Annotated in this window: 21 protein-coding genes; 11 read left to right on the top strand and 10 right to left on the bottom strand. The window is 64.1% G+C overall.

Annotated elements, in window-relative coordinates; translation table 11 throughout:
- The first annotated feature begins 2 nt into the window (after positions 1-2).
- Together AC5ZFO_RS28135 and AC5ZFO_RS28130 are read left to right on the top strand one after the other, a co-directional pair.
- Positions 3-257, top strand: a complete 255-nt coding sequence (locus AC5ZFO_RS28135; protein WP_282519522.1) for a hypothetical protein — start codon at positions 3-5, stop codon at positions 255-257.
- Positions 258-540: 283 nt separating this feature from the next.
- Positions 541-687: a hypothetical protein gene (locus AC5ZFO_RS28130; protein WP_167541704.1), complete on the top strand. Its 147-nt coding sequence runs from the start codon at positions 541-543 to the stop codon at positions 685-687.
- Between the two features lie 25 nt (positions 688-712).
- Here AC5ZFO_RS28130 and AC5ZFO_RS28125 read toward each other — a convergent pair whose 3' ends face one another.
- Complete coding sequence (locus AC5ZFO_RS28125; protein WP_282519521.1) at positions 713-1,294, bottom strand: bifunctional transcriptional activator/DNA repair enzyme AdaA; 582 nt, start codon at positions 1,292-1,294, stop codon at positions 713-715.
- 122 nt (positions 1,295-1,416) lie between these two features.
- Between AC5ZFO_RS28125 and AC5ZFO_RS28120 the strand changes: the two genes are divergently transcribed.
- From AC5ZFO_RS28120 to AC5ZFO_RS28110, 3 genes are all read left to right on the top strand, one after another.
- The gene (locus tag AC5ZFO_RS28120) at positions 1,417-1,833 is read left to right on the top strand and encodes a nuclear transport factor 2 family protein (RefSeq protein ID WP_282519520.1); all 417 of its coding nucleotides are present in this window, start codon (positions 1,417-1,419) and stop codon (positions 1,831-1,833) included.
- Positions 1,834-1,924: 91 nt separating this feature from the next.
- A complete protein-coding gene (locus AC5ZFO_RS28115; protein WP_282519519.1) occupies positions 1,925-2,845 on the top strand; it encodes a DMT family transporter in 921 nt (306 codons plus the stop codon).
- Positions 2,846-2,919: 74 nt separating this feature from the next.
- The gene (locus AC5ZFO_RS28110) at positions 2,920-3,321 is read left to right on the top strand and encodes a VOC family protein (protein ID WP_282519518.1); all 402 of its coding nucleotides are present in this window, start codon (positions 2,920-2,922) and stop codon (positions 3,319-3,321) included.
- 20 nt (positions 3,322-3,341) lie between these two features.
- Here the strand turns inward: AC5ZFO_RS28110 and AC5ZFO_RS28105 are convergent, their stop codons facing one another.
- The gene (locus AC5ZFO_RS28105) at positions 3,342-3,692 is read right to left on the bottom strand and encodes a zinc ribbon domain-containing protein YjdM (RefSeq protein ID WP_282519517.1); all 351 of its coding nucleotides are present in this window, start codon (positions 3,690-3,692) and stop codon (positions 3,342-3,344) included.
- 209 nt (positions 3,693-3,901) lie between these two features.
- On the opposite strand from AC5ZFO_RS28105, the gene AC5ZFO_RS28100 reads away from it, so the two are divergent.
- The 4 genes from AC5ZFO_RS28100 (at position 3,902) to AC5ZFO_RS28085 (ending at position 6,182) form a co-directional block, all read left to right on the top strand.
- Entirely contained in the window at positions 3,902-4,435 is a 534-nt protein-coding gene (locus tag AC5ZFO_RS28100) for a helix-turn-helix domain-containing protein (RefSeq protein ID WP_282519516.1), read from the top strand.
- A gap of 254 nt (positions 4,436-4,689) precedes the next feature.
- Positions 4,690-5,355: a cell envelope biogenesis protein TolA gene (locus tag AC5ZFO_RS28095; RefSeq protein ID WP_282519515.1), complete on the top strand. Its 666-nt coding sequence runs from the start codon at positions 4,690-4,692 to the stop codon at positions 5,353-5,355.
- 66 nt (positions 5,356-5,421) lie between these two features.
- Positions 5,422-5,703, top strand: a complete 282-nt coding sequence (locus AC5ZFO_RS28090; protein WP_071914421.1) for a hypothetical protein — start codon at positions 5,422-5,424, stop codon at positions 5,701-5,703.
- A 191-nt stretch (positions 5,704-5,894) separates the two neighbouring features.
- Entirely contained in the window at positions 5,895-6,182 is a 288-nt protein-coding gene (locus tag AC5ZFO_RS28085) for a hypothetical protein (protein ID WP_282519514.1), read from the top strand.
- Positions 6,183-6,414: 232 nt separating this feature from the next.
- On the opposite strand, the gene AC5ZFO_RS28080 is transcribed toward AC5ZFO_RS28085, so the two are convergent.
- A complete protein-coding gene (locus AC5ZFO_RS28080) occupies positions 6,415-7,212 on the bottom strand; it encodes a transglycosylase SLT domain-containing protein (protein ID WP_282519513.1) in 798 nt (265 codons plus the stop codon).
- Positions 7,213-7,490: 278 nt separating this feature from the next.
- Here AC5ZFO_RS28080 and AC5ZFO_RS28075 point away from each other — a divergent pair, with 278 nt between their 5' ends.
- Positions 7,491-7,994, top strand: a complete 504-nt coding sequence (locus AC5ZFO_RS28075) for a hypothetical protein (protein WP_282519512.1) — start codon at positions 7,491-7,493, stop codon at positions 7,992-7,994.
- A 219-nt stretch (positions 7,995-8,213) separates the two neighbouring features.
- On the opposite strand, the gene AC5ZFO_RS28070 is transcribed toward AC5ZFO_RS28075, so the two are convergent.
- The 6 genes from AC5ZFO_RS28070 to AC5ZFO_RS28045 form a co-directional block, all read right to left on the bottom strand.
- The gene (locus AC5ZFO_RS28070) at positions 8,214-9,269 is read right to left on the bottom strand and encodes a hypothetical protein (protein WP_282519597.1); all 1,056 of its coding nucleotides are present in this window, start codon (positions 9,267-9,269) and stop codon (positions 8,214-8,216) included.
- Between the two features lie 281 nt (positions 9,270-9,550).
- Positions 9,551-10,267 carry a phasin family protein gene (locus AC5ZFO_RS28065; protein WP_282519511.1) on the bottom strand — a complete coding sequence of 239 codons (717 nt, stop codon included), beginning with the start codon at positions 10,265-10,267 and terminating at the stop codon, positions 9,551-9,553.
- A gap of 131 nt (positions 10,268-10,398) precedes the next feature.
- Positions 10,399-10,572, bottom strand: a complete 174-nt coding sequence (locus tag AC5ZFO_RS28060; protein ID WP_166096372.1) for a hypothetical protein — start codon at positions 10,570-10,572, stop codon at positions 10,399-10,401.
- A 1,398-nt stretch (positions 10,573-11,970) separates the two neighbouring features.
- The gene (locus AC5ZFO_RS28055) at positions 11,971-13,470 is read right to left on the bottom strand and encodes a KAP family P-loop NTPase fold protein (protein WP_496122843.1); all 1,500 of its coding nucleotides are present in this window, start codon (positions 13,468-13,470) and stop codon (positions 11,971-11,973) included.
- 72 nt (positions 13,471-13,542) lie between these two features.
- Positions 13,543-14,313, bottom strand: coding sequence for an ImmA/IrrE family metallo-endopeptidase (locus tag AC5ZFO_RS28050; protein ID WP_496122842.1), 771 nt, complete (start codon positions 14,311-14,313; stop codon positions 13,543-13,545).
- Between the two features lie 24 nt (positions 14,314-14,337).
- Positions 14,338-18,105, bottom strand: a complete 3,768-nt coding sequence (locus AC5ZFO_RS28045) for a vitamin B12-dependent ribonucleotide reductase (RefSeq protein WP_282519508.1) — start codon at positions 18,103-18,105, stop codon at positions 14,338-14,340.
- A gap of 757 nt (positions 18,106-18,862) precedes the next feature.
- Between AC5ZFO_RS28045 and AC5ZFO_RS28040 the strand changes: the two genes are divergently transcribed.
- A complete protein-coding gene (locus tag AC5ZFO_RS28040; RefSeq protein ID WP_282519507.1) occupies positions 18,863-19,759 on the top strand; it encodes a DMT family transporter in 897 nt (298 codons plus the stop codon).
- A 15-nt stretch (positions 19,760-19,774) separates the two neighbouring features.
- On the opposite strand, the gene AC5ZFO_RS28035 is transcribed toward AC5ZFO_RS28040, so the two are convergent.
- Positions 19,775-24,136 carry an autotransporter domain-containing protein gene (locus tag AC5ZFO_RS28035; RefSeq protein ID WP_282519506.1) on the bottom strand — a complete coding sequence of 1,454 codons (4,362 nt, stop codon included), beginning with the start codon at positions 24,134-24,136 and terminating at the stop codon, positions 19,775-19,777.
- Between the last annotated feature and the right edge of the window lie 199 nt (positions 24,137-24,335).

Here is a 24,335-nt window from a genome sequence, read left to right as displayed (position 1 = left end):
CAATGAACAAGAAGACTCTGTCGATCGCCGCCGCCATCCTGACGATCGCGGGCAGCACCGCGGCTTTCGCCGCCGAACTGCCGACCTATGAGGCCAACGGTTTTCCGGTCTCCCCCCTGCAGGTGCGCGTGCTTGGTGCCGCGCATGTCGTGCAGCAGGCAACCGTGCCGACCACGGTCGCCTCGGTCCACCAGGCCCGCGTGCTGACGCCGCGCAAGGTCAAGACCGCGGACGTCACGACGGGCACGGCCCGCTGATCTCAATCGTCTGAAGACAACACGAAGCAGTCGTCTCCTCCCGAGCCTGCACGGACCGCGCTCTCTTTCGGGAGTGCGGTCTTTTTTTGAGAGGTGAGACGTGATCTGGCGCAGCCGTGCGCGGGTTGAGAAAGTTGCGGCAAGAAAAATCGCCGTCGCGCGCCGGTTGTGTACGGCCGTTCAAGACGAGTGTGATCTCTTTAATAGTTGCTTTGCAGATCGCGGCGCTTGATGCGGGCGCCGCTTATTGGCGGCCAAAAATCGTTTTCATAATGGAGCCGTCATGCCCGTTGCGCAGAAAGCCGTTATTGCCACCACTTCGCCGCGCGCGTTTATTCTCAGGCATCTCGCATTGTTCGCAGCCGCCGCGCTGTTCGTGTTCGTGCTGAGCCTGACCTATGGGCTCGATCTCAGCCCCGGATTTTTCTGAGCGAACTTGCGCAGCTCGATTCGAGCTACGCACGCTTCGATGAGCGCAGGCTGGACGGCGATCTTCCGTAGAGCTCGGCGAACGCGGCGTTGAATCTCCGCAGGCTGCCGAAGCCGGCGTGAAACGCGATGTCGGTCATGGTGTGTTCGCCGGCATCGAGCAGGCGTTTTGCGCGCTGGACGCGCAGCGTCTTGGCAAGCTGCTGCGGCGTCGCGCCGACATGGCGCTCGAACAAGCGCGCCAGGTGACGCGAGGAAATGCCGAGCCGCATCGCGAGCGTCACCACCGAATCGTCATCGAGCGCGCCCTCGTTGATCAGCTTCACCGCGCGCGCGACCGTCGAACGCGTGCCGTTCCAGGCCGGGCAGAACGGCGCGGTTTCGGGGCGGCAGCGCAGGCAGGGCCGGAAGCCGGAGGCTTCGGCCGCGGCCGCCGTCGGGTAATAGACGACGTTGCGCGTCAGCGGCTGCTTGGCCGGACAGACCGGGCGGCAATAGATGCCCGTGGTCTTCACCGCGGTGAAGAAGCGGCCGTCATAGCGGGGATCCCTGCGCAGGCGCGCGGCGTTGCAATCGTCAAAACTCAGCATGGCCGGATGATAACGCATGCCCGCGCGGGCGGAAGGGCCGCGGGATGACCGAGTCCGATTGTGGCGAGCCGCGACGCGCATGCCGGCCTAGAAGGCGGCCCTCAATGCAAGCCCCCTCAATGCCAGTTCAGGAGCGCACCGTGACCAACCCGAAAGACATCGTCCTCAACGCCTGGAAGACCTTTTCGTCGCGCGATGCCGGCCGCATCGCCGCACTGTTCACCGACGATGCCGAATGGATCGCGCCGAAGGGCAACGCCACCGCCGTCGCGCTCGATCACACCGATCACATGGTGGGCGCGCGAGCGATCGCGCGTTTCATCGCGCAGGAGATGCACAGGATGTTTTCCGAGGTCGATATCGCCTTCCGCGGCGTCTACGCCGACGGCGATGTCGTGATCGTGGAGGAGCGGATGCGTGCCACGCTCCCTGGCGGCAAGCCCTACGAGAACGACTATTGCTTCGTGTTCACGGTGGCCGGGGACCGCATTCGCGAAGTGCGGGAATACATGGACACGCGCAAGGGATGGCGGATGGTGTTCGGCGAGGAGGCATGATGATTGGGTGCGCGCCATCCGGGCTACGCCGCGTGCCAGACCTGCAACGGCGTGGGTTGAGGCGGTCCACGCGCTGACATAAGGCTTGCCGATGGATCAGCGAACGAGCGGCGCTGACGCTCTCATTCAGAAGAACGATGCGGCGCCGGCGTTGCTCGGCGTCGTCTGCGGCCTGTCGGCTGCGCTGTTCTGGGCACTGGGTTTTGTCGGCACGCGGCACGGCCTCAAGGTCGGTTTCACCCCGGTCGACCTGCTCGTGCATCGCTATGTCTGGTCGGGCGTCGCGTTCCTGCCGCTGGTTGCGCGCGCCGGAATCGGTGATCTCTGCGGCATCGGCTGGGGCAGGGGCCTTGTGCTGATGGTGCTCGGCGGTCCCGTGATGTCGCTGATCTCCTACACAGGATTTCAGCTCGTGCCGCTCGGCCATGGCAGCGTGATCCAGCCCTCCTGCGCGACGCTCGGCGGCCTCCTGCTCGCCGCGGTCGTGCTGAAGGAGCACATCTCCGCCTCGCGCCTTGCCGGCGCCTTGGTCATCGTCGGCGGGCTCTGCGTGATCGGCGCGGAATCGATCGGGCATATCGGAGCCGACGGCGTGCTCGGCGATCTGATCTTCGTGCTCACCGGATTCATGTTCGCCGGTTTTGGCGCGCTGCTGCGGCACTGGCGCGTCTCCGCCGTATCGGCCGCGCTCGTCATCAACGTGCTGTCGCTGCTGCTGTTGCCGATCTATCTCGCCACCGTCGGTCTCGCCCATGTCGCGGCGATCGGCGTGACCGAGAATGCCATTCAGGCGCTGGCGCAGGGCGTGCTCGCCGGCCCCGCCGCGCTTTATCTGTTCGCCGTCTCGGTCCAGCGCCTCGGCGTCGCCCGCGCCGCCGTGTTCCCGGCCTGCGTGCCGGCACTGACGCTCCTGGTCGGCTGGCTGCTGCTCGGCGAGCCGCCGACGATGATGCAGGCGGCGGGTCTGGTCACGGTGCTGTGCGGGTTCTATCTGGCCCAGCGGCAGCGGTGATCGCGTAGCGCGACCGAAAGGTGCGGCAACATCCCGGATTATGCTCCCGCTCCATCCAGGCTACGCTGCCCGTCATGACCATCCTGCTCAACATCGACGTTCCCGACGCAGCGCAAGCGACCACCTTCTACACCGCCGCCTTCGGCCTGACGGTCGGCCGCCGCTTCGGCACCGACTTCGTCGAGCTGCTGGGCTGGCCTGCGCCGCTGTGTCTTCTGACCAAGCAGGCCGGCACGCCGGGCGCCGGTAGCGACCGCCGCCGCTATGAGCGGCACTGGACGCCGCTGCATATCGATGTCGTCGTCGACGACGTCGATGCCGCAGTCGCGCGTGCACTTGCCGCCGGTGCGACCCTCGAGGCGCCTGCGTGCGATGCGCCCTATGGCCGGATCGCCATGCTGGCCGATCCGTTCGGCCACGGCTTTTGCCTGCTGGCATTCAGCACGAAAGGGTATGACGCGCTGCTGGAGGAATAGCTCGAGCGGACGCGGGCGGCTCAGGCCTTCTTCACGAACTCCGATTTCAAATTCATCGCGCCGATGCCGTCGATCTTGCAGGCGATATTGTGGCCGTCGGTGGCGTCCTGGAGGCGGATGTTCCTGACCTTGGTGCCGCCCTTGACGACCGACGACGCCCCCTTGACCTTGAGGTCCTTCATCACGATGACGCTGTCGCCATCGGTGAGCGCATTGCCATGCGCATCGCGCACGCCGGCCTCCTGCGGAGCCTGCGCGGCCGCATCGCCCGCAGCGCGCCATTCATGGGCGCATTCGGGACAGACCCAGAGATCGCGATCCTGATAGGCGTGCTCGGACTGGCAGTTCGGGCATTTCATCGGTTCGGTCATCGCTTGCCTCGTCGCCCGTCACGGGCGCGCCGCACGCATTCCGCCGGAAAAGATGGATTGGGAGCAAATCCTTTACCATGGCGTCCGGTCCCGGTTGAAGCGCTGGAACCTTAGGAGTTCGAGAAAAATTCCGCGGTATCCATGTCCTGATCATACGGATGCGTCGGATACGCCGTTCGACGCTGCCGCAAGCTTACGGAGTCCAGATCATGAGCGAGCATCGCGCCGCCGTCAGACATCACACGTTGCGAACCGGGATTGTCGAGTTCGACAACGGCACCGGCAGCATCGTCAGCGTGCCCTGCACGATTCGCGATGTCTCCGGCACCGGCGCTCGCCTGCAACTCAACTCGTCGTTATGGGTCGCCGAGCAGTTCACGCTGGTCTTCAGCAGCGGACTGCGCAAGGACTGCCGCGTCGCCTGGCGCAAGGGGAGACTGATCGGCAGCGCGTTCGCCGAGGGTTATGCGAGCCCGGACGAGCAGGCCGTCATGATGACCGCGGACGAGCAGTCCCGGCACCGGCTCGGGATCGGTGCGCGCGTCAGAGCGGCGCGTGAGACCCGCGGCTACACCGAAGCTCAGCTGGCCGAGCGCATCGGCGTCACGCCCGACTTCCTGGCGCTGGCCGAGAACGGCGAGGCCGACATTCCGCTCTACCAGCTGATGCACATCGCCGATTTGCTGATGGTCGGTCTCGACGGGCTCGTGGCAGGTCCGGCGCCTGAAGACGTCGACGCGTAGGGGGCACACCTCGCGGAATCGTCCGCCCGGCAAAAATGTCGAAAACAACCCCATGCACCGTAGAAAACACGCATGACTTCAGGGGGCTGCGAGACCGAATATTGTGTCGATCCGTCGGCAATCTGGGTCGTCGCTTATCCCGGATCGATTTCGGCGATCCCGAATAAAATTTGACTCGTCGGGCAAAACAGGGGCACTATGGCATGGTGGCGCCGGTGCGACGGAGAGGTGCGTCGCCGGGGCCGCGGGGCGACATGCCAAAAAACCTGAAGAGAAAACTGAAGACCTACCAGACCTCGCTCGGCTTCTACGACCAGGCTGTCGCCGCACCCTCGATGAAGGCGGCGCTGGAGGCCTGGGGCGCCAGCTCCAATCTCTTCCATCAGGGCGCCGCGAAGGAGACCGACGACCCCGACATCGTCGCCGCGACCATGGCGAGCCCGGGCGTCGTGCTCAGGCGTCCGGTCGGCTCCGATGGCCCGTTCAGCGAGAGCGCCGAGCTGCCGACCGATCTCGTCGACGGTGAGGCCAAGCCAAAATCCAAACCCAAATCCGAGTCCAGATCCGAGTCGAAGCAGCGTCCGGCCAAGGGCGCAACAACACAGTCACGCAAGATTGACGGTCAAGACGCGCGCAAAGCCGCCGCGGCGTTCGAGAAGGAAGAGCGGCGGCGAGACGCCGAGCGTCGCAAGGAAGAGGCCGCCCGCGCCAAGGAGCGCGCCAAGCAGCGAGTGCGCCGAGACAAGGCGGTTGCCACGGCCCAGGCGGCGCTGGACGCAGCGAGGCGGGAGTACGACGCGAAGGCGGAGGCGATCGAAGCCGAGCGGGCCGCGCTCGACGAACGCGCCGAGGCCGAGCAGGGCCGGTGGGACAAGCAAAGGAAAAAGCTCGAGGAGGCTCTGCGCCGCGCGCGCACGTAGCGCGAGCGAATTTAGCTTGCCTTGCCTTGCGTCCTTTTGCACTCTTCCAGGGAAGGAGACCAACGCATGAAGATCATCACCGCCGCGTGTGCGCTCGGAACGGCCCTGGTGCTGTGCAACCTCGGGATATCAGGCGCTGAAGCGCGGACGCGGAAGGCGCAGGTGGTTCGCGAGCCACAGCAGAGGCTTATCGTCACGGCGCCCGTGCTCAGGCCGACGCCGTGGGATTACTACATTGTTCCACGATATCGTTATCGCCCTGAGGACGACCGGGTCGATCCGAACGGTCCGCCCTATGTGTCGTCATGGGTCCGCTATGAGGGATGGCGGTGGCCGTACTGGTGGTGAAGGCCGTGGACGGACGCGGAACGGAATAGCGTAGAGCGACTTGTCCGCCGTAGCTCGAAGCGCGAAGGCGGAAGCGAAACCGATCGATAGCTGTCGCGGCCCGATGGGTTTCGCAAGCACTCCTCCCATCCTGCGCGCTGCTCCTCGAGGCATCCCCGAGACGTGCTATGCTCCCGGGGGGAGGAATCGGCATGAAGGTCCTTACCACGATACTCGCCTTGCTTTTTTCAAGCCCGGCCGCCGCCCAGGAGTGCCAGACGTGCTCCATGGCCGACGCCTGCATGAAGGAGTACCTCAAGGCGACGTCGGAGGCGCAAAGGGCCACGAAGCAGGCAATCCGGGACTGGAAGCAGAATCTGGACCGAAAGGCCTCCGCCGAATTGTCCAGCAGGGGCATACTCGCATTGCAGGACGCGATGGAGGCGCAGGTTCGTTCCGAGCTGGAGCGGCTGAAGGAGTGCCTGGCGAAGATCAGGTAGGGCGCAAGCGCACGGCGGAAAGCGCGCTCCTACAAGGATGGCTCAAGGACAATGGCTACCGGTTTATGGCGCTCGACATCAACATTCTCGCAGTCCATCAAAGCGATGAATGTTGGAAGGATATCAACGCGCCTCAAAGTGCCGGCCAGCCCGCTGAAGCACGCGCCCTCGCGACTATGAATGTCCAGGCTGGTGCAAGGGACGGGCTGACTGCTCGGAACCATCTCCCGAGCTAATTGCCGTCATCCGCCGATAGCCGCAGGAACTGCCGCTTCATCGCGTTGACTCTGGAGATGTAAGCCGCAACCGAGTGATCGCCGCAGCGCTCGTCGGCGATCATCTGAAATTTGCGGCGCGCATAGGCTGTGGCGGGACCGGCGCCGCAGAGATGGATGAAGGCGGCCAGATCCTGCTTCTGCTGCGCGCTTGCCTTCACATCGCCCGCGCGGGCGAGAACATCAGCCACGTTGCGGTCGAGATACACCGAGGCCAGCTCGATGGCGTGGCTCGGGATCGCGCGGGTGTAGAGGCCCGTGAACCCGCAGCCGGTCTCCGTGACCGCGTTGCCGCGGACACAGAACCGTGCGGCGTCGGCATAAGCCGGATCGGTCATCTGGTAGAGGCCGACGGCGCTGGAGGCGGGCCGGTAGATCGCGAGCGGATTGAGGCTCAATCGCCAGCGCCAATAGGTGCGCGCCACCGGATTGCCCGAGCTCTCGACCTGCGCCAGCGCGGCCAGCAATTCGGGCGTGATCGTCGCGGTGGAAAAGCTTCGGAACAGCGGCCCGTATTGCCGCCAGTTCTCGGCCGGCTCCTTGTCCAGCGCATTGCCGACGAAGACGAACAGCTCGGTCGGCTTGCGGACCAATTGATAGACGATGTTCAGAAGCGCTGCGGCCGCAAGCAGGATCGCCACGCTGCCCGCGATCCGGACCGCCCGCGGTGCGCGCGCGAACCTCTTTCGTGCCCACCGCGCGCCTCGCCGGACGCCGCGAAGGCGGGGGAGGAGGCTCTTGCTTTTCCTAGGCATGGGTCTGGTGGGAGCGCGTGGATGAGTTGAGGCCTTGCGAAATACATCATCTAGCGAAGTTGATGGGGGGATTCCTGCGAAATCTATCACCTTCGCGAACCGCAACCAGGAGAGGTTGAGCGCTGATGACATCCATCATCGTTGCGTGCTACGGCGGCAACTGCGCAAAAATGGCAAAGTTGCGACTGTCAACGACATATCTGATTGGTAAGGCCGCTTATCCACGTAATACACTCGGTCCCGTTTAGGGTTCGGGGTGCGTATTGGGAGGGTCAATCATGGCAAGTGTTGAACAATTGCGCAGACGTGAAGGAGTAAACCTGGTCCAGCTCGAGGCCGACATTGCATCGGTGCGCACGGGAAGCTCGATTGCTTCCATTGCGCTGCCCGATTACGTCGAGCACACCGAGGGGGTCACGCGGGTGGGCGCGCTCAGTGCAGAGGCGGTCATTCGTGACTATGAGTCCGCTGCAAAAGAGATCGAGGCCATGGGCGCCGAGCTGATCGATGCCGCGCGAAAATGCGAGGCGCTGACAGTCCAGGTCCATGATGCGATTGCCTTCATGCGCGAGACGGCAGCGGGGTATCGCGACGAGGGGCGGAAGATCTTCAAGCGCATCGAGGAATGCGCGCTCTTCACGGAAGACGTCCGCAAGACGTGCGAGGAGGTCAAGCGCAGGATGAAGGACGTCTCGGTCGGCGAGTCCTGCAACGAGGAGCTTGCGACGGAAGAGCCCGAACCGACCGAGATCGCGAAAGTGTCGGTGTACGAGGTACGGTGAGGCGGGCGTAGAGCGTCGTTCGCAGGATGGGGTGAGCGCTCGCGCCCCCATCCTGCGGGCTGGGCTTCAAAGCCAATCGCGCACGGACGGGAAACAAGCCCGTTTGCCGGAGTCCCAGACGTCATCTGAACCGCCGCAAGGCGGACGCGGACGCGACGTGGCCGGACATGCCGAGGCCCGTCGTGACCTCGCACAGATGTGGCCGAGAACGCTGACGGCTCACCAATCCGGATCGCCGTATCCGTAGGGGTCGCCCATATAGGGCGGGGGCATCCAGGGTCCTCGTGGCGGAGGCCTGGGCCGCCGAGGTGCGGCCGCTTGCACGTGCGGCCGTGCGGGCGCCGCCGTCTCGTTGCTCGTCACGCTCCGCACGGCGGGTTTCGCGGGTGCGGGCGCGGATGACGTCGTCGGTTGCGTTTGCAGCGCCTGGACCTGTGCGGCGAGGCGCGCATTGTCCGCCGCATCCTTCTCCTGCGCCGCCTTGAGCCGTTGAATGGTGTCGGCCTGCTCGCGCAGCGCCTGCTCGTTGCGGCTTTTCAGTTGCTCGAGCTTTCCGTTGATGCTCGCAAGCTCGCTCGTGATGGTCTTGAGCGATTGCGCGAGATCGGACGATGACTGGTCAGGCGCCGTGGCGCCCGTTCTTGGCGCGTCAGGTCTTGCAGCGTCAGGTTTTGGAGCGCTTTCCGTTTCCTTGCCGAGCGGCGGTGCGGGCAACGAACCAGGCTCATCCGCAGCAGCCAGTTGCACGGCCGGCGGCTGCGCCGGACTTTCGACCGCGGACGCTCGCCGGGGTTCGCTCACGGCCTGCGGAGCCCATCGCGCCATGATCGATTTGGCCTCATCGCGATATTGCGAAGCAAAGGCGGCACCGAGAAGGCCGATCGCCAGCACGAGGCCAACCAAGGCACGCAGCATGGTCCGATCTCCCTTCAGGCCTTGATTGCGACCCCTGCTATCCGGTGACGGCGCTGCGTCCCTGGGAGTCTCGGCTGCCTTCGCACCGGCGCTGGCTTGCGGGGCCCGCGGGCCTTCGCTGCCGCGTTCCATTCCGGAAACCAGCCGGTCCAGCCGCGCAAGGTCCTGCTCTGCGCTCTTGATCTGGTCATAGGCCCGCGCCAGCCCGCCATCGGCGCGCACCTCGTCCGGCTTGGCGGCATCAGGCTTGTGGGCCTCAGGCTTGTGGGCCTCAGGCTTGTAGGCCTCAGGCTTGGGGTCGTCAGGCTTGGGTTCGTCAGCCTTGGGGTCGTTCGCTTCAGGCACCGATGCGCGCTCCATCCAGTCGGGCGTCAATGGGAGTGCGGCAGTCCGATCGTCGGAAGGATAGGCCTCACCGTTGTCCAACACAACGCGCGTGCGAAGGAGAAATTATGGCGGGGGTGGGGGCGGGCGGATCGAGGCCCGACACCGAACTGGAGTTCGTAGCCCGGATGGAGCGAAGCGCAATCCGGATGTTGCCACCAGGTACACCGGTCCCGGATTTCGCTACGCTCCATCCGGGCTACGCTCGCTGGCTCATGCGTCTTCCGGCCCCGCGGCGTCGGAATACGCAGCTGTCGTTAGTGACGTGTCGCGCGGATTTCGAGCGTCGTCTGGGTGAGCTTGGCCACGAACCCCTCAAAATGCATGACCCTTTGTCTGGTCAACTGTCCATGCAACTCGGTGATTTTCCGGGATTCGGCGATCAACGATCCGCACACTTGTTTCGCGTACTCCATCTGAAGCTCAAAGGCCTCGACGGGTGAGCGCGCCGTCGCGAGCTTTCCCAGGAAGGTCCAGGCGTGCTCAAGCGACGTCCTCGTGTAGTCGCTATAGGCATCGGCAATCGCCTGCGTGCTGGCCTGGGCGGGTTCCACCGGTGCGACGGGCGCGCTTGCAGCGATCTCCATCCCGGAAGCCTCGCCAGGCAAGGCCGCAGCCGAGGGGGCCTGCGCACTGATCTCTCGGCTCGTCTCTTGTCTTATCTCTTGCTCGGTCTCTTGGCTGTGCTGTTGCCTGGTCTCTTGCTTGTTCTCTTGCTTAGTCTCTTGCTTAGTCTCTTGGCTGATCTCCGCCGAGGCATCCGGCAATTGATGGGCCGCAGTTGCGTGTTGCTCGCCGGCCCCGGTCCGTTGCCCGGGCTTTTTCTTCGCGCCGCGCCGGCCGGATTTTCCCCTTGGCTTATTTTCGATCGTACCCAACATTGCAAATGGCTCCCGAATATCGCTGAAGCCGCAAGCCTCCGTCGTGTTTGCGCTGAAATCGCGATTGTGGGTTGTCGCTTGCGTGGCGGCCATGTGGTGAGATTTTGCCGGGCACCGGCAAGGCCATCCTGCCCGGTCTTGACCGTCCTGCGCGCGAGACCATGCTCGCCCCATCCGCGTCATCGATCTCGTGGTTGGCGAGATCGATCCTCGCGCATTCGTCGTCACCCGAACAGGGCGACATAGACCACGTAAAGCCAGCCCAAGATCCCGTGGATGATCGCCCACAGGATCGAATGATTGTTGGTGTAGGAGATTGCGATGGCGAGTGCGGACCCAAAACCCACGCCGTATTTGGCGCCCTCGACCCGAACCCCGTAGTAGCGATTGCCGTTCATGGCGGTCCTTCCTGCGGGCCACGCCTGCTCATCATGCCTTATAAATGTCTTCCGGTAGTTGTGAAATGGCACACAGACGGCAGCCCTGAGGTCTGCTTCAGTGGCTCCGACACCAGACCCTCGTGCGCCGCTCGGCGATGCGCACCGTGTGGGTCGGCATTTGGCAATTTCGGGATGATCGCTATGGACGTTTTCAATCGCACGGCCATGCTTTGCAGCTCTTTCATCGTGTCCACCATGAGCGGGTGAACCGAGAGATTTCGCGTGCGCGCAATGGCGCGTGCAGGGATTTTTCTTGAGGCCCCGCCGGTGACGGACGGGGCCTTTCCATTTTTGATGTCAGCCCACGACTGCCCGGCGGCGCCTTCGCGAAGAAGGATGCAGGGTCATGTGGGAGTATTTTGGACCCGATTTCGCTTTTGACGTGGTGAAGGGATTTGTCGCCGGCGTTGCCTCGATGGCGTTTCAGGTCGTGGCGCCGCGGGCGTTTCATGCCGCGAAGCGATTTCGCGCGCACTGGGTTGCCAGAAAAGACGCAAGACAAGCCGCAAGACAAGCACGCCGCAACGCGCCGGCGAATGATGAGCCGTGAGGTCTCTTAGGATGGGTGGAGCGAACGCTCCACCCATCCTACACCCTTCCCGGATATCGCTACGCTCATCTGGGTTGCGCTCGCTTCGGCCGGTACGACAATTGGATAGAAATAGGCCTGGCAGTGATCTATGCTCGCTTTGGTTGAGCCAGGGGGAGGGCCGTTGAAATGCTCGATCATGTAATGGTTTGGCTTCACGATCCCATCAATCTCGACATCCTTAAACTACTCGGTGGTTTCGCTACCACCGTTATTGGCGGTTTTTGGGCGTTCTTTACGTGGCTGTTAACGCGGCGACAGGCTCAGAGCATCGAGGAATTGAAGAGGGTGGCAACGGACGCGATCAACAAAGCGCGCAGAGAGCCTCCTCCCGCTGAATCCGAATTGCCTCCGTCTCCGCCACCGCTCCTCCTACCAAAACCGAGCCGACGTTCGTTTGCGTTTAGCTTCAGCTTGGTAGTTGCGCTGTTTGTAACTTTAGCAGGGGGAGCGTACGCGCTTGTCGGCTATCTTGGAGTTTCTGATACCGTTACTAACCAAATTAGGGTGTGCACTGGCGAGTACGAGGGCAACTGCGGATTTCCGCACGATGCGTATCTCTATTGCTATGCGGATGTAGGAAAATGGGCCCAACAACGATGCTTAAAGTCAACGGTAACAGTGCTCGGCTCTCATGATGGCAACAAGTGCGGCTACGCGAACTACAGTGTTTTGTGCACTCAGCGAAAGCCATGACTACCCATGATTGGAGCCCTTCGTGCCTGCCAGGCCCAATGACGGATGAGCTCAACAGCAGGGCGAGCCGATTAGTCGACCTTTCCGGTTTGAGGCAATAGTCGGCCCGCGCTTCTGACCATTTCTGGATACTGCCGTACAATGGAGAACGGCTCGGAACCCCTTATCCAGCTGTTTCCATGGTTAGTAGCAAATTCTGCAGATAGTTGTTGGGCAACCCACCGAGAATGGGCCGACGTTCCTTCGTGGTTGATATCATGCAACCCACGCTCGGATTGAATTACAAATTCGCTCGCTAGGCTGAGACCTGAAACTCCGTCAGACGGTTGCCCATAATGGGGCGATGGAAATTGAATTGACCAGTTACCAGTGCCGCCAAGTCTCTGGCGTAGTTGTCCAAGTGAAGAGGAAAAGTTGCGATCGAAAGGTAGGTTCCATCTCTGTTGATGAGCCACCGCGATTGGAAACAGCACACAGATTTCCAATTTTGACTTGTTTGCCCAAACGGTGACCACGCTCCTTAGAATATCATAGACCTGCTCGATATCCCGTAGTGCGAGGCCGAAGAAGTCGAAACCTTCAGATAAGTAAGTTATTAAGTCTACCCGAGGAGGTAGCGACAACTTTTCTGTGCGGAGAGCGGTTCGCGTTAGCAAGTCTTCCACGAAATCTTTTCTCGATGCTTGATCGAAATAGTAGGTTCGATTGAAAAAGCGAGAGAGGTAGCCCGCGCTATTGAAAGCGCCGCCATAGATGGCTCCGACGGAGTGGCTGAGCTGCGGAGTGTCAGTCGCAACTACGAACACAAGCTGATCGATCTCAAAGAGATGTTTGACACGCTCCAGCATGGCAATGGCAAATGGCGGGCGACACCGATCAAGTTCATCGATCAAGACAAAGAGTGGGAGGGCTTGGTCCCTGTGTGCTGCCTCTTGTAGGAATTCGTCTAAGGTCGTCCTGAACTTGTCGATCGTCCTTTTTCCTTGGCGAAATCTGGCCAAGAGGACTTTGCCTTGCTCGTCAACAATTTCGCCCAGAGACTTGGCCGCCTCATCTGAGAGTTTTTCGGTGATAGTCGGCGCGTCGATCGAGAGAATTGTGCCAATCTCGTCAACGCCCGATCCTATGAATTTCCGCGCTATCTGAACGGTGGCTCCTTTTGCCGCGGCGACCGCAATTGCTGCGCCGGTTCGTTTAGCTTCGTTCCAACGTTCCCGAACCTTCTTTTCACGCTTTACTAGCGGTGCCACTGCTTGGTCGATGGCGTCCATAACTGAAAGAAGAGGGTCATCTGCATGGTCGTCTTGCCATGCGTTGACCTCGGCGACGATGAAGCCATCCTTGCGCAGCATTCTTCCGAAGCGAGATAAAAAGAACGACTTGCCCTGTCCCCATTCGGCGTCGATGTTCAGCACGTAGGATGCTGGCAGGCTCGATCGCTTTCGTTCGCCTACCCGATTTAGAAGAAATGATTTTAGGAAGGCGGCCTCTTCGCTCCGGCCAAGCTTGTCCTCGGTCCATATTTCACCGGTGCCCGGCTCAGTTGCTGGAGCTGATTTGTTTTGGGGCATGTTGATTAAGCCGAATCGGTGCCTGATGTGCAATCTTTGTTAGAATAAGAGCGAGAGTGGGTGCCCGCTTTCTTAGTCGTCTTCGGGGTGATCGCCCACGTAGCCGCAAGTCTCGCACCCTACCTTGGTCGCGAGGGGCAGTAGCGTTTGGCACTTACAGCTGGGACAGATAGCTTGCAGGTAATTCGCCCGTCGATCGCTTCGTTTCATCAGGGCCTGATGCGCCTCATTTGATTTGAGGACGCGGGCCGCGGCTTCGGCCCTCTCGCGCTCGATTTGGATCCGTTCGTAACAAATTTCCGCGGCGGACAGGCTAACGAGGAACTCAGTTGAAATTTCGAGGGGCGATGTTAACTCCGCTGCACGGCGGTCATCAACGAGGAATGCTGATGCGAAGACCTTCGCTTGATGTTCTGCCGACTCGGAAGCGTTGAGCTTCGATAGGCTGGTCGTACCCGTGGCGCCGGCTGGCCGGTGATCCATCGTTCCGGGAGTGGCGTGCATTACGGCGTGCCCAAGTTCGTGAGCCAAGGTCATTCTTGGCCGATCGTCTCCCCAACAGGCCTGCGAATCGATCGTTCTCTTAACCGTGACGACGATGGTGCCATTGATTTCTTCGGTTCGAGCATCCTTGGTGCCTAGGACGTGATCGTCGACAATTCGGTATTCGAGGGGCTTCTCCCCCCGAAGCGTGAGAACCTTTCCAAAACGCAGAACCTGGCCGATGTAGACCGGCCAGGTTCTCTTGATGCCAAAATAGGCCTTTGTGTTTTGGGCAATGCAACGGCATTCGCCGTTTGAGCGACGGGCAACGCGACGGTCGTCGTGTTCCTCGTAATCCATTGCCTTCCTTATAGTGCTACCGCCTCACGAACATCCCGTCGTCGAGCCGCAAGTGTCGCACTTCATGCAGGTGCCATTCCGCACCAGCGTGAAGTTGCCGCACTCTGAGCACATCTCACCTTCGTAGCCCTTGGCCTTGGCTTCCGCGCGGCGCTCGGCCTTGGTGGGGACGAGCGTCTGTGCGGTGCTGCCGGCCTTGCTCCACTGGAGGGCCTCTAACTTCTCCGTAGGCGAGAGGTCGTGGCTGGCTTCCTGCTTCAGGGCGACGGCGCCTTCGATGGCATCGCCGGCGCGGGCCGAGGTGCCGTGAGAGGCCAGCGCCGTGACCTTGCTGCCGCCGGTCGGGGCGCTGTCGTTGCCCGGGGCGATCGCGGCGGAGCCGCCGCGCATCACGACGAGGTTGTCGGTGCGGGAGCGGGTGAGGCCGCGCGAGACCAGCTTGGTCGCGTGCTGGGTCTCGTCCGGCTCCTTGCCTTCCTCGACGCCCTTGCCGAGCGCGTCGAAATTCGACTCGGTCGGATCGACATGGGCGAGGTCGAAGCGCGACATGTAGCTCACCGCGAGCTCGCGGAAGACGTAGTCAAGGATCGAGGTCGCGTACTTGATGCTGTCGTTGCCCTGCACAGGGCCCGCCGGCTCGAAGCGGGTGAAGGTGAAGGCGTCGACATATTCGTCGAGCGGCACGCCGTACTGGAGGCCCAGCGACACCGCGATGGCGAAGTTGTTGATGAAGGAGCGCAGAGCTGCGCCTTCCTTGTGCATGTCGATGAAGATCTCGCCGAGACGGCCGTCATCGTATTCGCCGGTGCGTAAGTACACCTTGTGGCCGCCGACGACCGCCTTCTGGGTGTAGCCCTTGCGGCGATCCGGCATCTTCTCGCGCTCGCGCATCACGATGATGCGCTCGACCAGTTTCTCGACGATCTTTTCCGAGACCTGGGCGGCACGCGCCGCCATCGGCTTCTCGTAGAGCGACTCGACCGCATCCTCCTCGTCCTCATCGTCGGCGATGAGCTGCGAGTTGAGCGGCTGGGAGAGCTTGGAGCCGTCGCGATAGAGCGCGTTGGCCTTCAGCGCGAGCTTCCACGACAGCATGTAGGCGGACTTGCAGTCCTCCACCGTGGCGTCGTTCGGCATGTTGATGGTCTTGGAGATCGCGCCCGAGATGAAGGGCTGGGCGGCCGCCATCATGCGGATGTGGCTCTCGACCGACAGATAGCGCTTGCCGATCTTGCCGCAGGGATTGGCGCAGTCGAACACCGAATAGTGCTCGGCCTTCAGGTGCGGAGCACCTTCCACCGTCATCGCGCCGCAGATGTGGACGTTGGCTGCCTCGATCTCGCGTTTTGTAAACCCGACCGCCTGGAGGAGGTCGAAGCCGGGGGCCGCGATTGCCTCGGCACCGATGCCGAGCTGATCGCGGATGAAATCTTCGCCAAAGGTCCACTTGTTGAAGGCGAACTTGATGTCGAAGGCGGTCGGCAGGGCCTTTTCGACCTTGGCGATGGCTTCATCGGTAAAGCCCTTGGCCTTCAGCGTCGAGGCGTTGATAGCAGGCGCGTTGGAGAGCGAGCCGTGGCCGACGGCGTAGGCCTCGATCTCAGCGATATCAGCTTCGCGATAGCCGAGCGCGCGCAGCGCCGCGGGGACCGCGCGGTTGATGATCTTGAAGTAGCCGCCGCCGGCGAGCTTCTTGAATTTCACCAGCGCGAAGTCGGGTTCGATGCCGGTGGTGTCGCAATCCATGACGAGGCCGATCGTGCCGGTCGGCGCGATCACCGTGGTCTGGGCGTTGCGATAGCCGTGCTTCTCGCCGAGCTCGAGCGCCGCATCCCAGGCGGCCTGCGCGTGGCTGACGAGGTCAGCCTGCGGGCAGGACACGAGATCCATCGGCACCGGGTTGACCGAGAGCGCCTCGTAGCCGTTGGACTGGCCGTGGGCGGCGCGGCGGTGGTTGCGGATGACGCGCAGCATGTGCGCGGCGTTCTTCTTGTAACCGGGGAATGTGCCGAGCTCGGCCGCCATCTCCGCCGAGGTCTTGTAGGTGATGCCGGTCATCACAGCGGTGAGGGCGCCGCAGAGCGCGCGGCCTTCCTTCGAGTCATAAGACAGACCCATGGTCATCAGGAGGCCGCCGATGTTGGCGTAGCCGAGGCCGAGCGTGCGGAACTCGTAGGAGAGCTCGGCGATCGCGCGCGACGGGAACTGCGCCATCATCACGGAGATTTCGAGCACGATGGTCCAGAGCTGGCAGAGGTGCTCGTAGCCCTTCACGTCGAACTGCTTGGTCTCGGTGTTGTAGAAGGTCAGCAGGTTGGCGGAGGCGAGGTTGCACGCGGTGTCGTCCAGGAACATGTATTCCGAGCACGGATTGGACGCGCGGATGTCGCCGGACGCCTTGCAGGTGTGCCAGTCGTTCATGGTGGTGTTGAAGTGCAGGCCGGGATCTGCCGACGCCCAGGCGGCGTAGCCGATCTTTTCCCAGAGGTCGCGCGCCTTCAGCGTCTTCGTCACCTTCTTGGAGGTGCGCGCGTTCAGGTTCCAGTCGCCATCCGTTTCCACGGCGCGGAGGAAGTCGTCCTTCAGCGAGACCGAGTTGTTGGAGTTCTGGCCCGACACCGTGAGATAGGCCTCCGAATCCCAGTCGGTGTCATAGACGTCGAACTGGATGTCCTTGTAGCCCTGCTTGGCGAACTGCATCACGCGCTTGATGTAGTTGTCAGGCACGAGGCTGCGGCGCGCGAGCTTGATCTCGCGGCGGAGGGCCGGGTTCTTCTCGGGGTCGAAGCAATCGTCGCCCGAGCCTTCGCAGTTCACGCAGGCCTTCAGCACTGCCTTGAGGTGCTTCTGGTTGATCTTGGATCCGGTGACGAGAGCTGCGACCTTCTGCTCCTCCTTCACCTTCCAGTCGATATAGGTCTCGATGTCGGGGTGATCGACGTCGACGACGACCATCTTGGCGGCGCGGCGCGTGGTGCCGCCCGATTTGATCGCGCCCGCCGCGCGGTCGCCGATCTTGAGGAAGCTCATCAGGCCGGACGAGCGGCCGCCGCCGGAGAGCTTTTCGCCTTCGCCGCGCAGGCGCGAGAAGTTGGAGCCGGTGCCGGAGCCGTACTTGAACAGGCGGGCCTCGCGGACCCAGAGGTCCATGATGCCGCCCTCGTTGACGAGGTCGTCACCGACGCCCTGGATGAAGCAGGCGTGCGGCTGCGGGTGCTCGTAGGCCGACTTGGACTTGGTCAGCTTGCCGGTGAAGGGGTCGACGTAATAATGGCCCTGGCCGGGGCCGTCGATGCCATAGGCCCAGTGAAGACCGGTGTTGAACCATTGCGGCGAGTTCGGCGCGACCATCTGCATGGCGAGCATGTAGCGGATCTCGTCATAGAAGGTCTGGGCGTCCTCGTCGGAGGAGAAGTAGTTGCCCTTCCAGCCCCAATAGGTCCAGCAGCCGGCGAGGCGATCGAACACCTGCTTGGCCGAGAGCTCGCTGACGAAGCGCTCTTTCTCAGGGAGAGCGGCGAGGGCCTCGGTGTCGGGCACGGAGCGCCACAGGAAGGAGGGGACGGACTCCTCCTCGACCTTCTTCAGGCGCGCGGCGACGCCGGCCTTGCGGAAATACTTCTGGGCGAGCACGTCGGAAGCGACCTGCGACCACTCGGTCGGGACCTCGACGCCATCAAGTTTGAACACGACCGAGCCGTCGGGATTCCGGATCTCCGACGTGGTCTGCCGGAATTCGATTCCCGCGTAGGGTGACTGTCCCGAAGTGGTGTGGCGCCGCTCAATCCGCATGGTCTTGCCCCGTCCTTTTATGTGCCGGACTGCCTCCGCAAGGCGCCCGGATCGCTATTTCAGTTCGCGATTCCTCCAAGGGCCTCATCGGCCCAAAGGCTTCGCAGTTCAGCCGGTGGATCCGGCCCAGTTTCTCCCGGCGCGATGGCTTGGTGCGAGCACCTTGCATCCGCCGGCATGTCCACACCCATCCGCCCCCAAGGGGATGTGCGCGACATGCGTTCAACGCCCCACACGCTACTTCAACCAATGCCATCCGAGCCTGTTGCCGGCCCGTTCTGGCGCCCGAAGGTCTGCATTTCGAGGGCAGACAAGCCCTCATCCGCGGCCTTTGGCTGGCTTGGCGGAGTGACGATTTGCGAGACCCTTTGGGGGAGTGCCGGCGGGACGCAAACTCACTCGCGCCGAACGGACCGAAAGCTAGGACTCTCCGTTGCGCCCGTCAAGAACTAGTGCGAGTTCCTGAATCAAATACTAAATATGGTGGATTGCGGGGGATAACAGGGGGCAAGCCCGCGCCTGTTGTTGAGCCAAGTATCAGTGAGTCCTCAGGGATTCCCAACCAAAAAAATTTGCATGCCGTGACGATACGGTCCCTTCACCCCACTGTTCACAGGGCAGGTATATTTTTCGGGACCGGGGTTGCCTCAGCGGGACTCACGTAGGGCTACGGAAGGTGAGGGCAGGCATGCCCGCCGGGGTGGTGGCGGGGGCCCCGAATCCGGGCCAAGCTGCCCCGAAATTGCCGGATACCCACATGCTTGATTCGACTCGCCGGGATGCGCGACCGCGCATCGCCCCGGCCGGCCTGATGTTCCTCGCCATCACCTCGATCGGCTGGGGCTTCAACTGGCCGGTGACGAAGTTCCTGCTGTCCGAGCTGCCGCCGCTGACGCTGCGCGGGGTGACCGGCGTGGTCGGCGCGGTGCTGCTCGCCGCCCTCGCGCTGATCCGCCGGCAGAGCCTCAAGGTGGGGCCGGGGATCTGGCCGCGGCTCCTGACCGCCGCCGTCCTCAACGTCACCGGCTGGATGGTGCTGATGGGCCTGGCGCTGCTCTGGCTGCCGGCCAGCGAGGCGGCGCTGATCGCCTACACGATGCCGGTCTGGGCCTCGCTGATCGCCTGGCCGGTGCTGGGCGAGCGGCCGACCGTGCTGCGCACGCTGGGCTTGGTGATGGCCTTCGTCGGCCTGGCCTCGATCATGGGCGGTAACGGCTTTGCCGCGAGCGTGGAGAAATTGCCGGGCATCATCATGGCGCTGGCCGGCGCGCTCGGCTTCGCCATCGGCACGGTGTTTTCGAAGAAGTACCCGATCCATCTGCCGCCGATCACGGCCGCGGCATGGCAGATCGGGATCGGCTGCCTGCCGATCTCGATCATCGGCCTCCTGGTCGAGACCACGCATCTTTCGCTGGTGACGCCGGTCGGCTGGTGGCTGCTGGTCTATTCCACCGTGGTGCAGTTCTGCATCGCCTATGTCAGCTGGTTCGCCGCACTGGCGCGCCTGCCGGCGTCAGTGGCCGCGATCGGCACTATGGCGGTGCCTGTCATTGGCGTGGTGGCCTCCGCGCTGGCGCTGCACGAGCCGCTCGGGCCGGGCCAGATCGCCGCGCTGATCTTCACGCTCGCAGCCGTGGTGCTGGCGACGCGCTAGCTCGAGAACCGGGCATTACCATGCGTAGCGGATCGCGCCCTTGCCGGCATAGCTTTGCGTGACATTCGAGAACTCGCCCTCGAACGTCGCGGCGGCGGACCAGTCGTTGGTCCACTGCCATTCGGCCGAGGCTGTGGTCAGCGCGGAGTCGGGCGCCTGCGCCGCACCGTTGACGACGAAGCTTGCGCCCGGCAGCGACTGGAAGGTCGGAGCAATCGAACGATCCGGATTGAAATCATGCGCCCATGCAAGGCGGCCGCGCAGCGTGACGATGCCGTTCTGCATGGCGAATGATTTGTCGGTGCGAATGCCGAGCTCGCTGCGCGTGTCGGTCACGCTCTTGGCGGCATAGGTCTGTGCAAACAACAGCGAACCGGCGACGACGCTTTCGGCATAGGCCGGCAGGTCGAATGTGGTGAATTGCCCTGCGGCGTAAGGGGTGATGCCGAGACCGCCCAGCGTCGGCATGACGAAGCGGTAGCCACTCTCCACGCGACCCGAATACGCGTTCGCATTGAACTCGGCGCGCAGGTGGTCGATGCCGGCGACCGTGACGATGCGGTTGGTCGTGATGTCCTGCCAGCCATAAGCCAGCGCAGCAATGATGTAGGCCGCACCGATGTTATGGCGAACGAAGGCGCCGGCCTGGAACAGGTCGGAGCTGCCATAGCCGAGGCCGTTGACGTTGAAGCCGGTGCGGCCGCCCGCCAGCGCAAATCCCGCGAGCGTGTCCGGCGAGACCCGATAATCCGCACCGACCGCGATGCCGTAGATGCTGCTCGCGCTGTTGTTCGAGCCGATGATGGCGTTGCCGGCCGTGGTCTGCGACCCGCCGAAGCCGGCGGTCCACACGCTCCAGCGTTGTTCGAAGGTCGGAGCTGCCAGCGCCTTGGTGGACATCGCCGCATAAGCGTCCAGCTCGCCAACAGTTCGACCGCGTGCCGCGTAGGCCGAGCCGTCCTCGGCATACGCATTCGGCGGCCCGCCGGCGCTGACGGGACCTCTGCGACCGGAGATGAATGGATCCGTCATCACGCCGATGAACTGGTTCATCGCGTTGAACGTCGTCTGCTGGGAGCCGGTGGCGCTCTCGCCGGAGACCTGGGTCAAGCCGGCGGGACTGAGTCCGAAGAAGCCCATCGGAAGGCCGCCGTTATTGTTGAAGGCGTAGGTCAGCGCGTTGGCGACGTTCTGCTGGTTGACGTTGAGGCCGGTGTAATTGGTGAAGGCGGCCGTCAGGTTCAGATAGGCGTTGTTGGCGTCATAGCTCAGCGTATCGCTCGCGCCCGCTGGCAGTCCGACATTGGTGATGCCCGCGAACGTCGTGCCGCCACGTCCGCCGGCCGCGGTCAGGATCGTGTATGTCTTCGAGACATAGCTGCCGGGCAGGAAATTCGCGACCACGGTCGCACCCGTCAACGTCGCCGCGCCGGTGACATTGGCGGAGCTCGATGTCGATGGGTTGAGCGCAACGACGTAGAGCGCGCCCGATTGGAAGGCCAGATTGCCGACCACCATCGTTGACGTCCCGGGCGTGTTGACGGCTCCAGGCATGAACGTGCCACCGGCATTGATCGTCGTTGCGCCGATAGTGCCCGTGCCGCCAAGCGTGCCGCCGGCGTTCACGGTCATGGTCGAATTGGCCAGCGAGCCGTTCACCAGCAGCGTGCCGGCGGCGATCGACCACGGCAATGCAGCGCTATTGGTGCCGCTTTGCGTCCAGGTCGAAGCGCCCGTCTTCTCGAAGCTCGCGAAGCCCCGATACTGCGCGGCGGCGCCGATCAGCGAAACGTCGAAAGAAGCAGTGGGGTTGGTGTTGCCGCCGAACTGCAAGGTGCCGTTGCCTGTCTGATCGACGACGTTGCCGCTGAAGCTGTAGCCGGCCTGAAGCTGCAGCGTGTTGGTGCCGCCGGTGAAGGTGATGGCGCTGGCACGCGTGACGCCGTCGCCGGCGAGACCGCCGGAAATCGATCCGCTGTTGATGATGCCGAGATTGGCGCCGATGACGCCGGCGCCGCCTGCACCGACCGCGCCGGAGACCCCGGCGGTGACGGTGCTGCTGCCGGAGCTACCGCTCGCGCCGGCGCTGCCGCTCACGCCGGAGAAGCCGTTCGTCCCCGTGGTGCCGTTCGTGCCGCCGCTGGCGGCCAAGGCCCCGGCACCGCCGACGCCGCCGGAGCCGCCGACACCACCACTGCCGGCGCTGCCCGCGGTGCCGCCGAGGCCACCGCTGCCCGCGGCCCCGGCGATGCCGCCATTGCCGCCGGTGATCGTGCCGCGATTGATCAGCGTGCCGCCGTTGGAGAAGGCGGCGCCAACGCCGCCGGTGCCACCATAGCCGCCATTGCCGCCGCGGCTCGAGGCGCTGCCACCGTTGCCGGCATTGCCGCCGGCACCGCCAAATCCGCCGGTCCCGCCGTTGCCGCCATTGCCGCCATCGGTCGAGCCGACCACGTTGACGCCAGCGGTGCCGTTGCCGCCAGCGCCGCCAACGCCGCCGACACCGCCGTTGCCCGCATTGCCACCGGCGCCGCCGTTGCCGCCACTGCCTGCGGTGCCGCCGCGGCCGCCATCGCCGCCGGTGATGATGCCTTGATTGGTCAGCGTGCCACCGTTTGAAATGGTCGCGCCGGCGCCGCCGGCGCCGCCATGACCACCTACGCCGGCATTGCCGGCGCTTCCTCCGCTCCCGCCGTTGCCACCCATTCCGCCGGCGGCGCCGCTGCCGCCGCTGCCGCCAGCGACGGCCGGGAGAAGGGCACTCGCGCCAGCACCGCCGGTGCCCGCTGTGCCGGCGTCACTGCCGTTGCCCCCGGCGGCGCCGTTGCCGGCATTGCCGCCGGAGCCGCCAATCCCGCCGGTGCCACCAGCGATGCTGCCCGAAACTGCAACAGTCCCGCCGTTCGTGAGCTGGACGCCATCGCCGCCGCTGGATCCGCTGCCACCAATGCCGCCATTTCCGCCGGCGCCACCATTCCCGCCGTTGCCGCCAGCGCCACCAACCAGACCGTTGTTGCCATTGAGAAGGCCAGGGCCGGAGGACCCGTTGGCACCATTGTCGCCTGTGCCGCCGGCGCCGCCAATCCCGCTTGCGCCGCCATTGGCGCCGTTGCCGCCAGCGCCGCCATTGCCACCGGCGCCTCCCATGATCGTTTGGGAAATTGAGAGCGTGCCACCGCTCGTCACCTGCAGACCAACGCCACCGCCGGCACCATTGGCGCCATCGCCTGCGTTGGTGCTAGCGCTGCCGCCAGTGCCACCATTGCCGCCGCGCCCGCCGGCTGCACCGAGTCCGATGCTGGATCCAGCGTTGCCGCCGTTGCCGGCCATGCCGCCGGCGCCGCCTCCACCGCCAGCGCCGCCGCCGCCGCCGGTCCCTGCTGTGACGCTTTGCAAAATCGTCACGGTGCCGCCACCGGTGACCTGGATGCCATCGCCACCGCCGCCGCCGATCGCGCCATTGCCGCCGGCACCAATCCCGCTGTTGCCGCCGCTTCCACCGGTCCCGCCATCGAGCGCACCGAGAACATTGGCGCCGGAAGCGCCCGCACCACCGCTCCCGCCGTGACCCGCTGTACCGCCGCGTCCGCCGCTGCCGCCATCGCCGCCAGCGACCGTTTGCAGGATCGTCGTGGTGCCTCCGCTTGTGACCTGCACGGCGGCGCCGCCATTGCCGCCGCCGCCGGCGGCGCCCCCGCTGCCAAGGACGTCGCCACCGGTCCCGCCGGTCAGACCGGCGACGCCCAGGGAGAGAGCGCTGGCTCCATTGCCGCCATTGCCACCGGCGCCACCACGGCCACCGACCCCACCCGCGCCGCCGGTCACCGCTATCGAAAGCGTGGTGCCGCCGACGGTGACCTGCACGCCGGCGCCACCCGCACCACCGCCGCCACCGATGCCGCTGCTGCCCGTTCCCGCGCTGGCATCAAGGCCACCAATGACAGCAGAACCATCGGCGCCGCTCGCGCTGGCGCCGCCGTGACCGCCAGCGCCACCCGCTCCACCGGAGCCGGCACCGAGCGCACCTTCGCCGCCACCGCCGCCGCCACCGCCACTACCCGTAGTCAGAGCTGAGTTGCCGTTGCCGCCATTGCCGCCGCTGCCACCGACAACGTTGCCGCCGTCACCGCCAAGTCCGCCGTTGCCGCCTGAGGTCGCCGTGCCCCCGGAGCCTCCGGTGCCGCCTGCGGCAGCGCCGCCGCCGCCGCCCGCGCCTTGTCCGATCGCGTTGTCACCGCCATTTCCACCGCTAGGAGAGGCGCTGGTACCGGCCGTGCCACCGCCGCCGCCCGTGCCATTGCCACCGGCTCCGCCAGCGCCGCCGTCGGCGCGCGCCGACGTGATCGTCAGCGCCAGTGCGACAGCCGTGCTCGCCAACAATGTGGGGAGCCTGAAACGGCGCCGGGACGGACAAGAACCAATTCTCGATTCAATTATCAATTGTATTACCGGCAGCCCTGGCACCGACCCGCAGGCCATTCCGAGGTGAAATCCTCAGAAACAGACCGCAACATATTCGCTCGCCGAAGCGGCTCAACGAGAATGGTCTTGCCTGCCAGGAATACCGTTTGATTTC

The sequence above is a fragment of the Bradyrhizobium sp. Unk1 genome (assembly GCF_059512345.1).
The sequence above is the reverse complement of the archived record's forward strand: the minus strand, read 5'-3'. Positions and strand labels throughout refer to the sequence as shown.

Coding starts and splice junctions, on each gene's coding strand:
- AC5ZFO_RS28135 (WP_282519522.1), top strand. CDS start 3: ATGAACAAGAAGACTCTGTCGATCGCCGCCGCCATCCTGACGATCGCG.
- AC5ZFO_RS28130 (WP_167541704.1), top strand. CDS start 541: ATGCCCGTTGCGCAGAAAGCCGTTATTGCCACCACTTCGCCGCGCGCG.
- AC5ZFO_RS28125 (WP_282519521.1), bottom strand. CDS start 1,294: ATGCGTTATCATCCGGCCATGCTGAGTTTTGACGATTGCAACGCCGCG.
- AC5ZFO_RS28115 (WP_282519519.1), top strand. CDS start 1,925: ATGGATCAGCGAACGAGCGGCGCTGACGCTCTCATTCAGAAGAACGAT.
- AC5ZFO_RS28110 (WP_282519518.1), top strand. CDS start 2,920: ATGACCATCCTGCTCAACATCGACGTTCCCGACGCAGCGCAAGCGACC.
- AC5ZFO_RS28105 (WP_282519517.1), bottom strand. CDS start 3,692: ATGACCGAACCGATGAAATGCCCGAACTGCCAGTCCGAGCACGCCTAT.
- AC5ZFO_RS28100 (WP_282519516.1), top strand. CDS start 3,902: ATGAGCGAGCATCGCGCCGCCGTCAGACATCACACGTTGCGAACCGGG.
- AC5ZFO_RS28095 (WP_282519515.1), top strand. CDS start 4,690: ATGCCAAAAAACCTGAAGAGAAAACTGAAGACCTACCAGACCTCGCTC.
- AC5ZFO_RS28090 (WP_071914421.1), top strand. CDS start 5,422: ATGAAGATCATCACCGCCGCGTGTGCGCTCGGAACGGCCCTGGTGCTG.
- AC5ZFO_RS28085 (WP_282519514.1), top strand. CDS start 5,895: ATGAAGGTCCTTACCACGATACTCGCCTTGCTTTTTTCAAGCCCGGCC.
- AC5ZFO_RS28080 (WP_282519513.1), bottom strand. CDS start 7,212: ATGCCTAGGAAAAGCAAGAGCCTCCTCCCCCGCCTTCGCGGCGTCCGG.
- AC5ZFO_RS28075 (WP_282519512.1), top strand. CDS start 7,491: ATGGCAAGTGTTGAACAATTGCGCAGACGTGAAGGAGTAAACCTGGTC.
- AC5ZFO_RS28070 (WP_282519597.1), bottom strand. CDS start 9,269: ATGGAGCGCGCATCGGTGCCTGAAGCGAACGACCCCAAGGCTGACGAA.
- AC5ZFO_RS28065 (WP_282519511.1), bottom strand. CDS start 10,267: ATGGCCGCCACGCAAGCGACAACCCACAATCGCGATTTCAGCGCAAAC.
- AC5ZFO_RS28060 (WP_166096372.1), bottom strand. CDS start 10,572: ATGAACGGCAATCGCTACTACGGGGTTCGGGTCGAGGGCGCCAAATAC.
- AC5ZFO_RS28055 (WP_496122843.1), bottom strand. CDS start 13,470: ATGCCCCAAAACAAATCAGCTCCAGCAACTGAGCCGGGCACCGGTGAA.
- AC5ZFO_RS28050 (WP_496122842.1), bottom strand. CDS start 14,313: ATGGATTACGAGGAACACGACGACCGTCGCGTTGCCCGTCGCTCAAAC.
- AC5ZFO_RS28045 (WP_282519508.1), bottom strand. CDS start 18,105: ATGCGGATTGAGCGGCGCCACACCACTTCGGGACAGTCACCCTACGCG.
- AC5ZFO_RS28040 (WP_282519507.1), top strand. CDS start 18,863: ATGCTTGATTCGACTCGCCGGGATGCGCGACCGCGCATCGCCCCGGCC.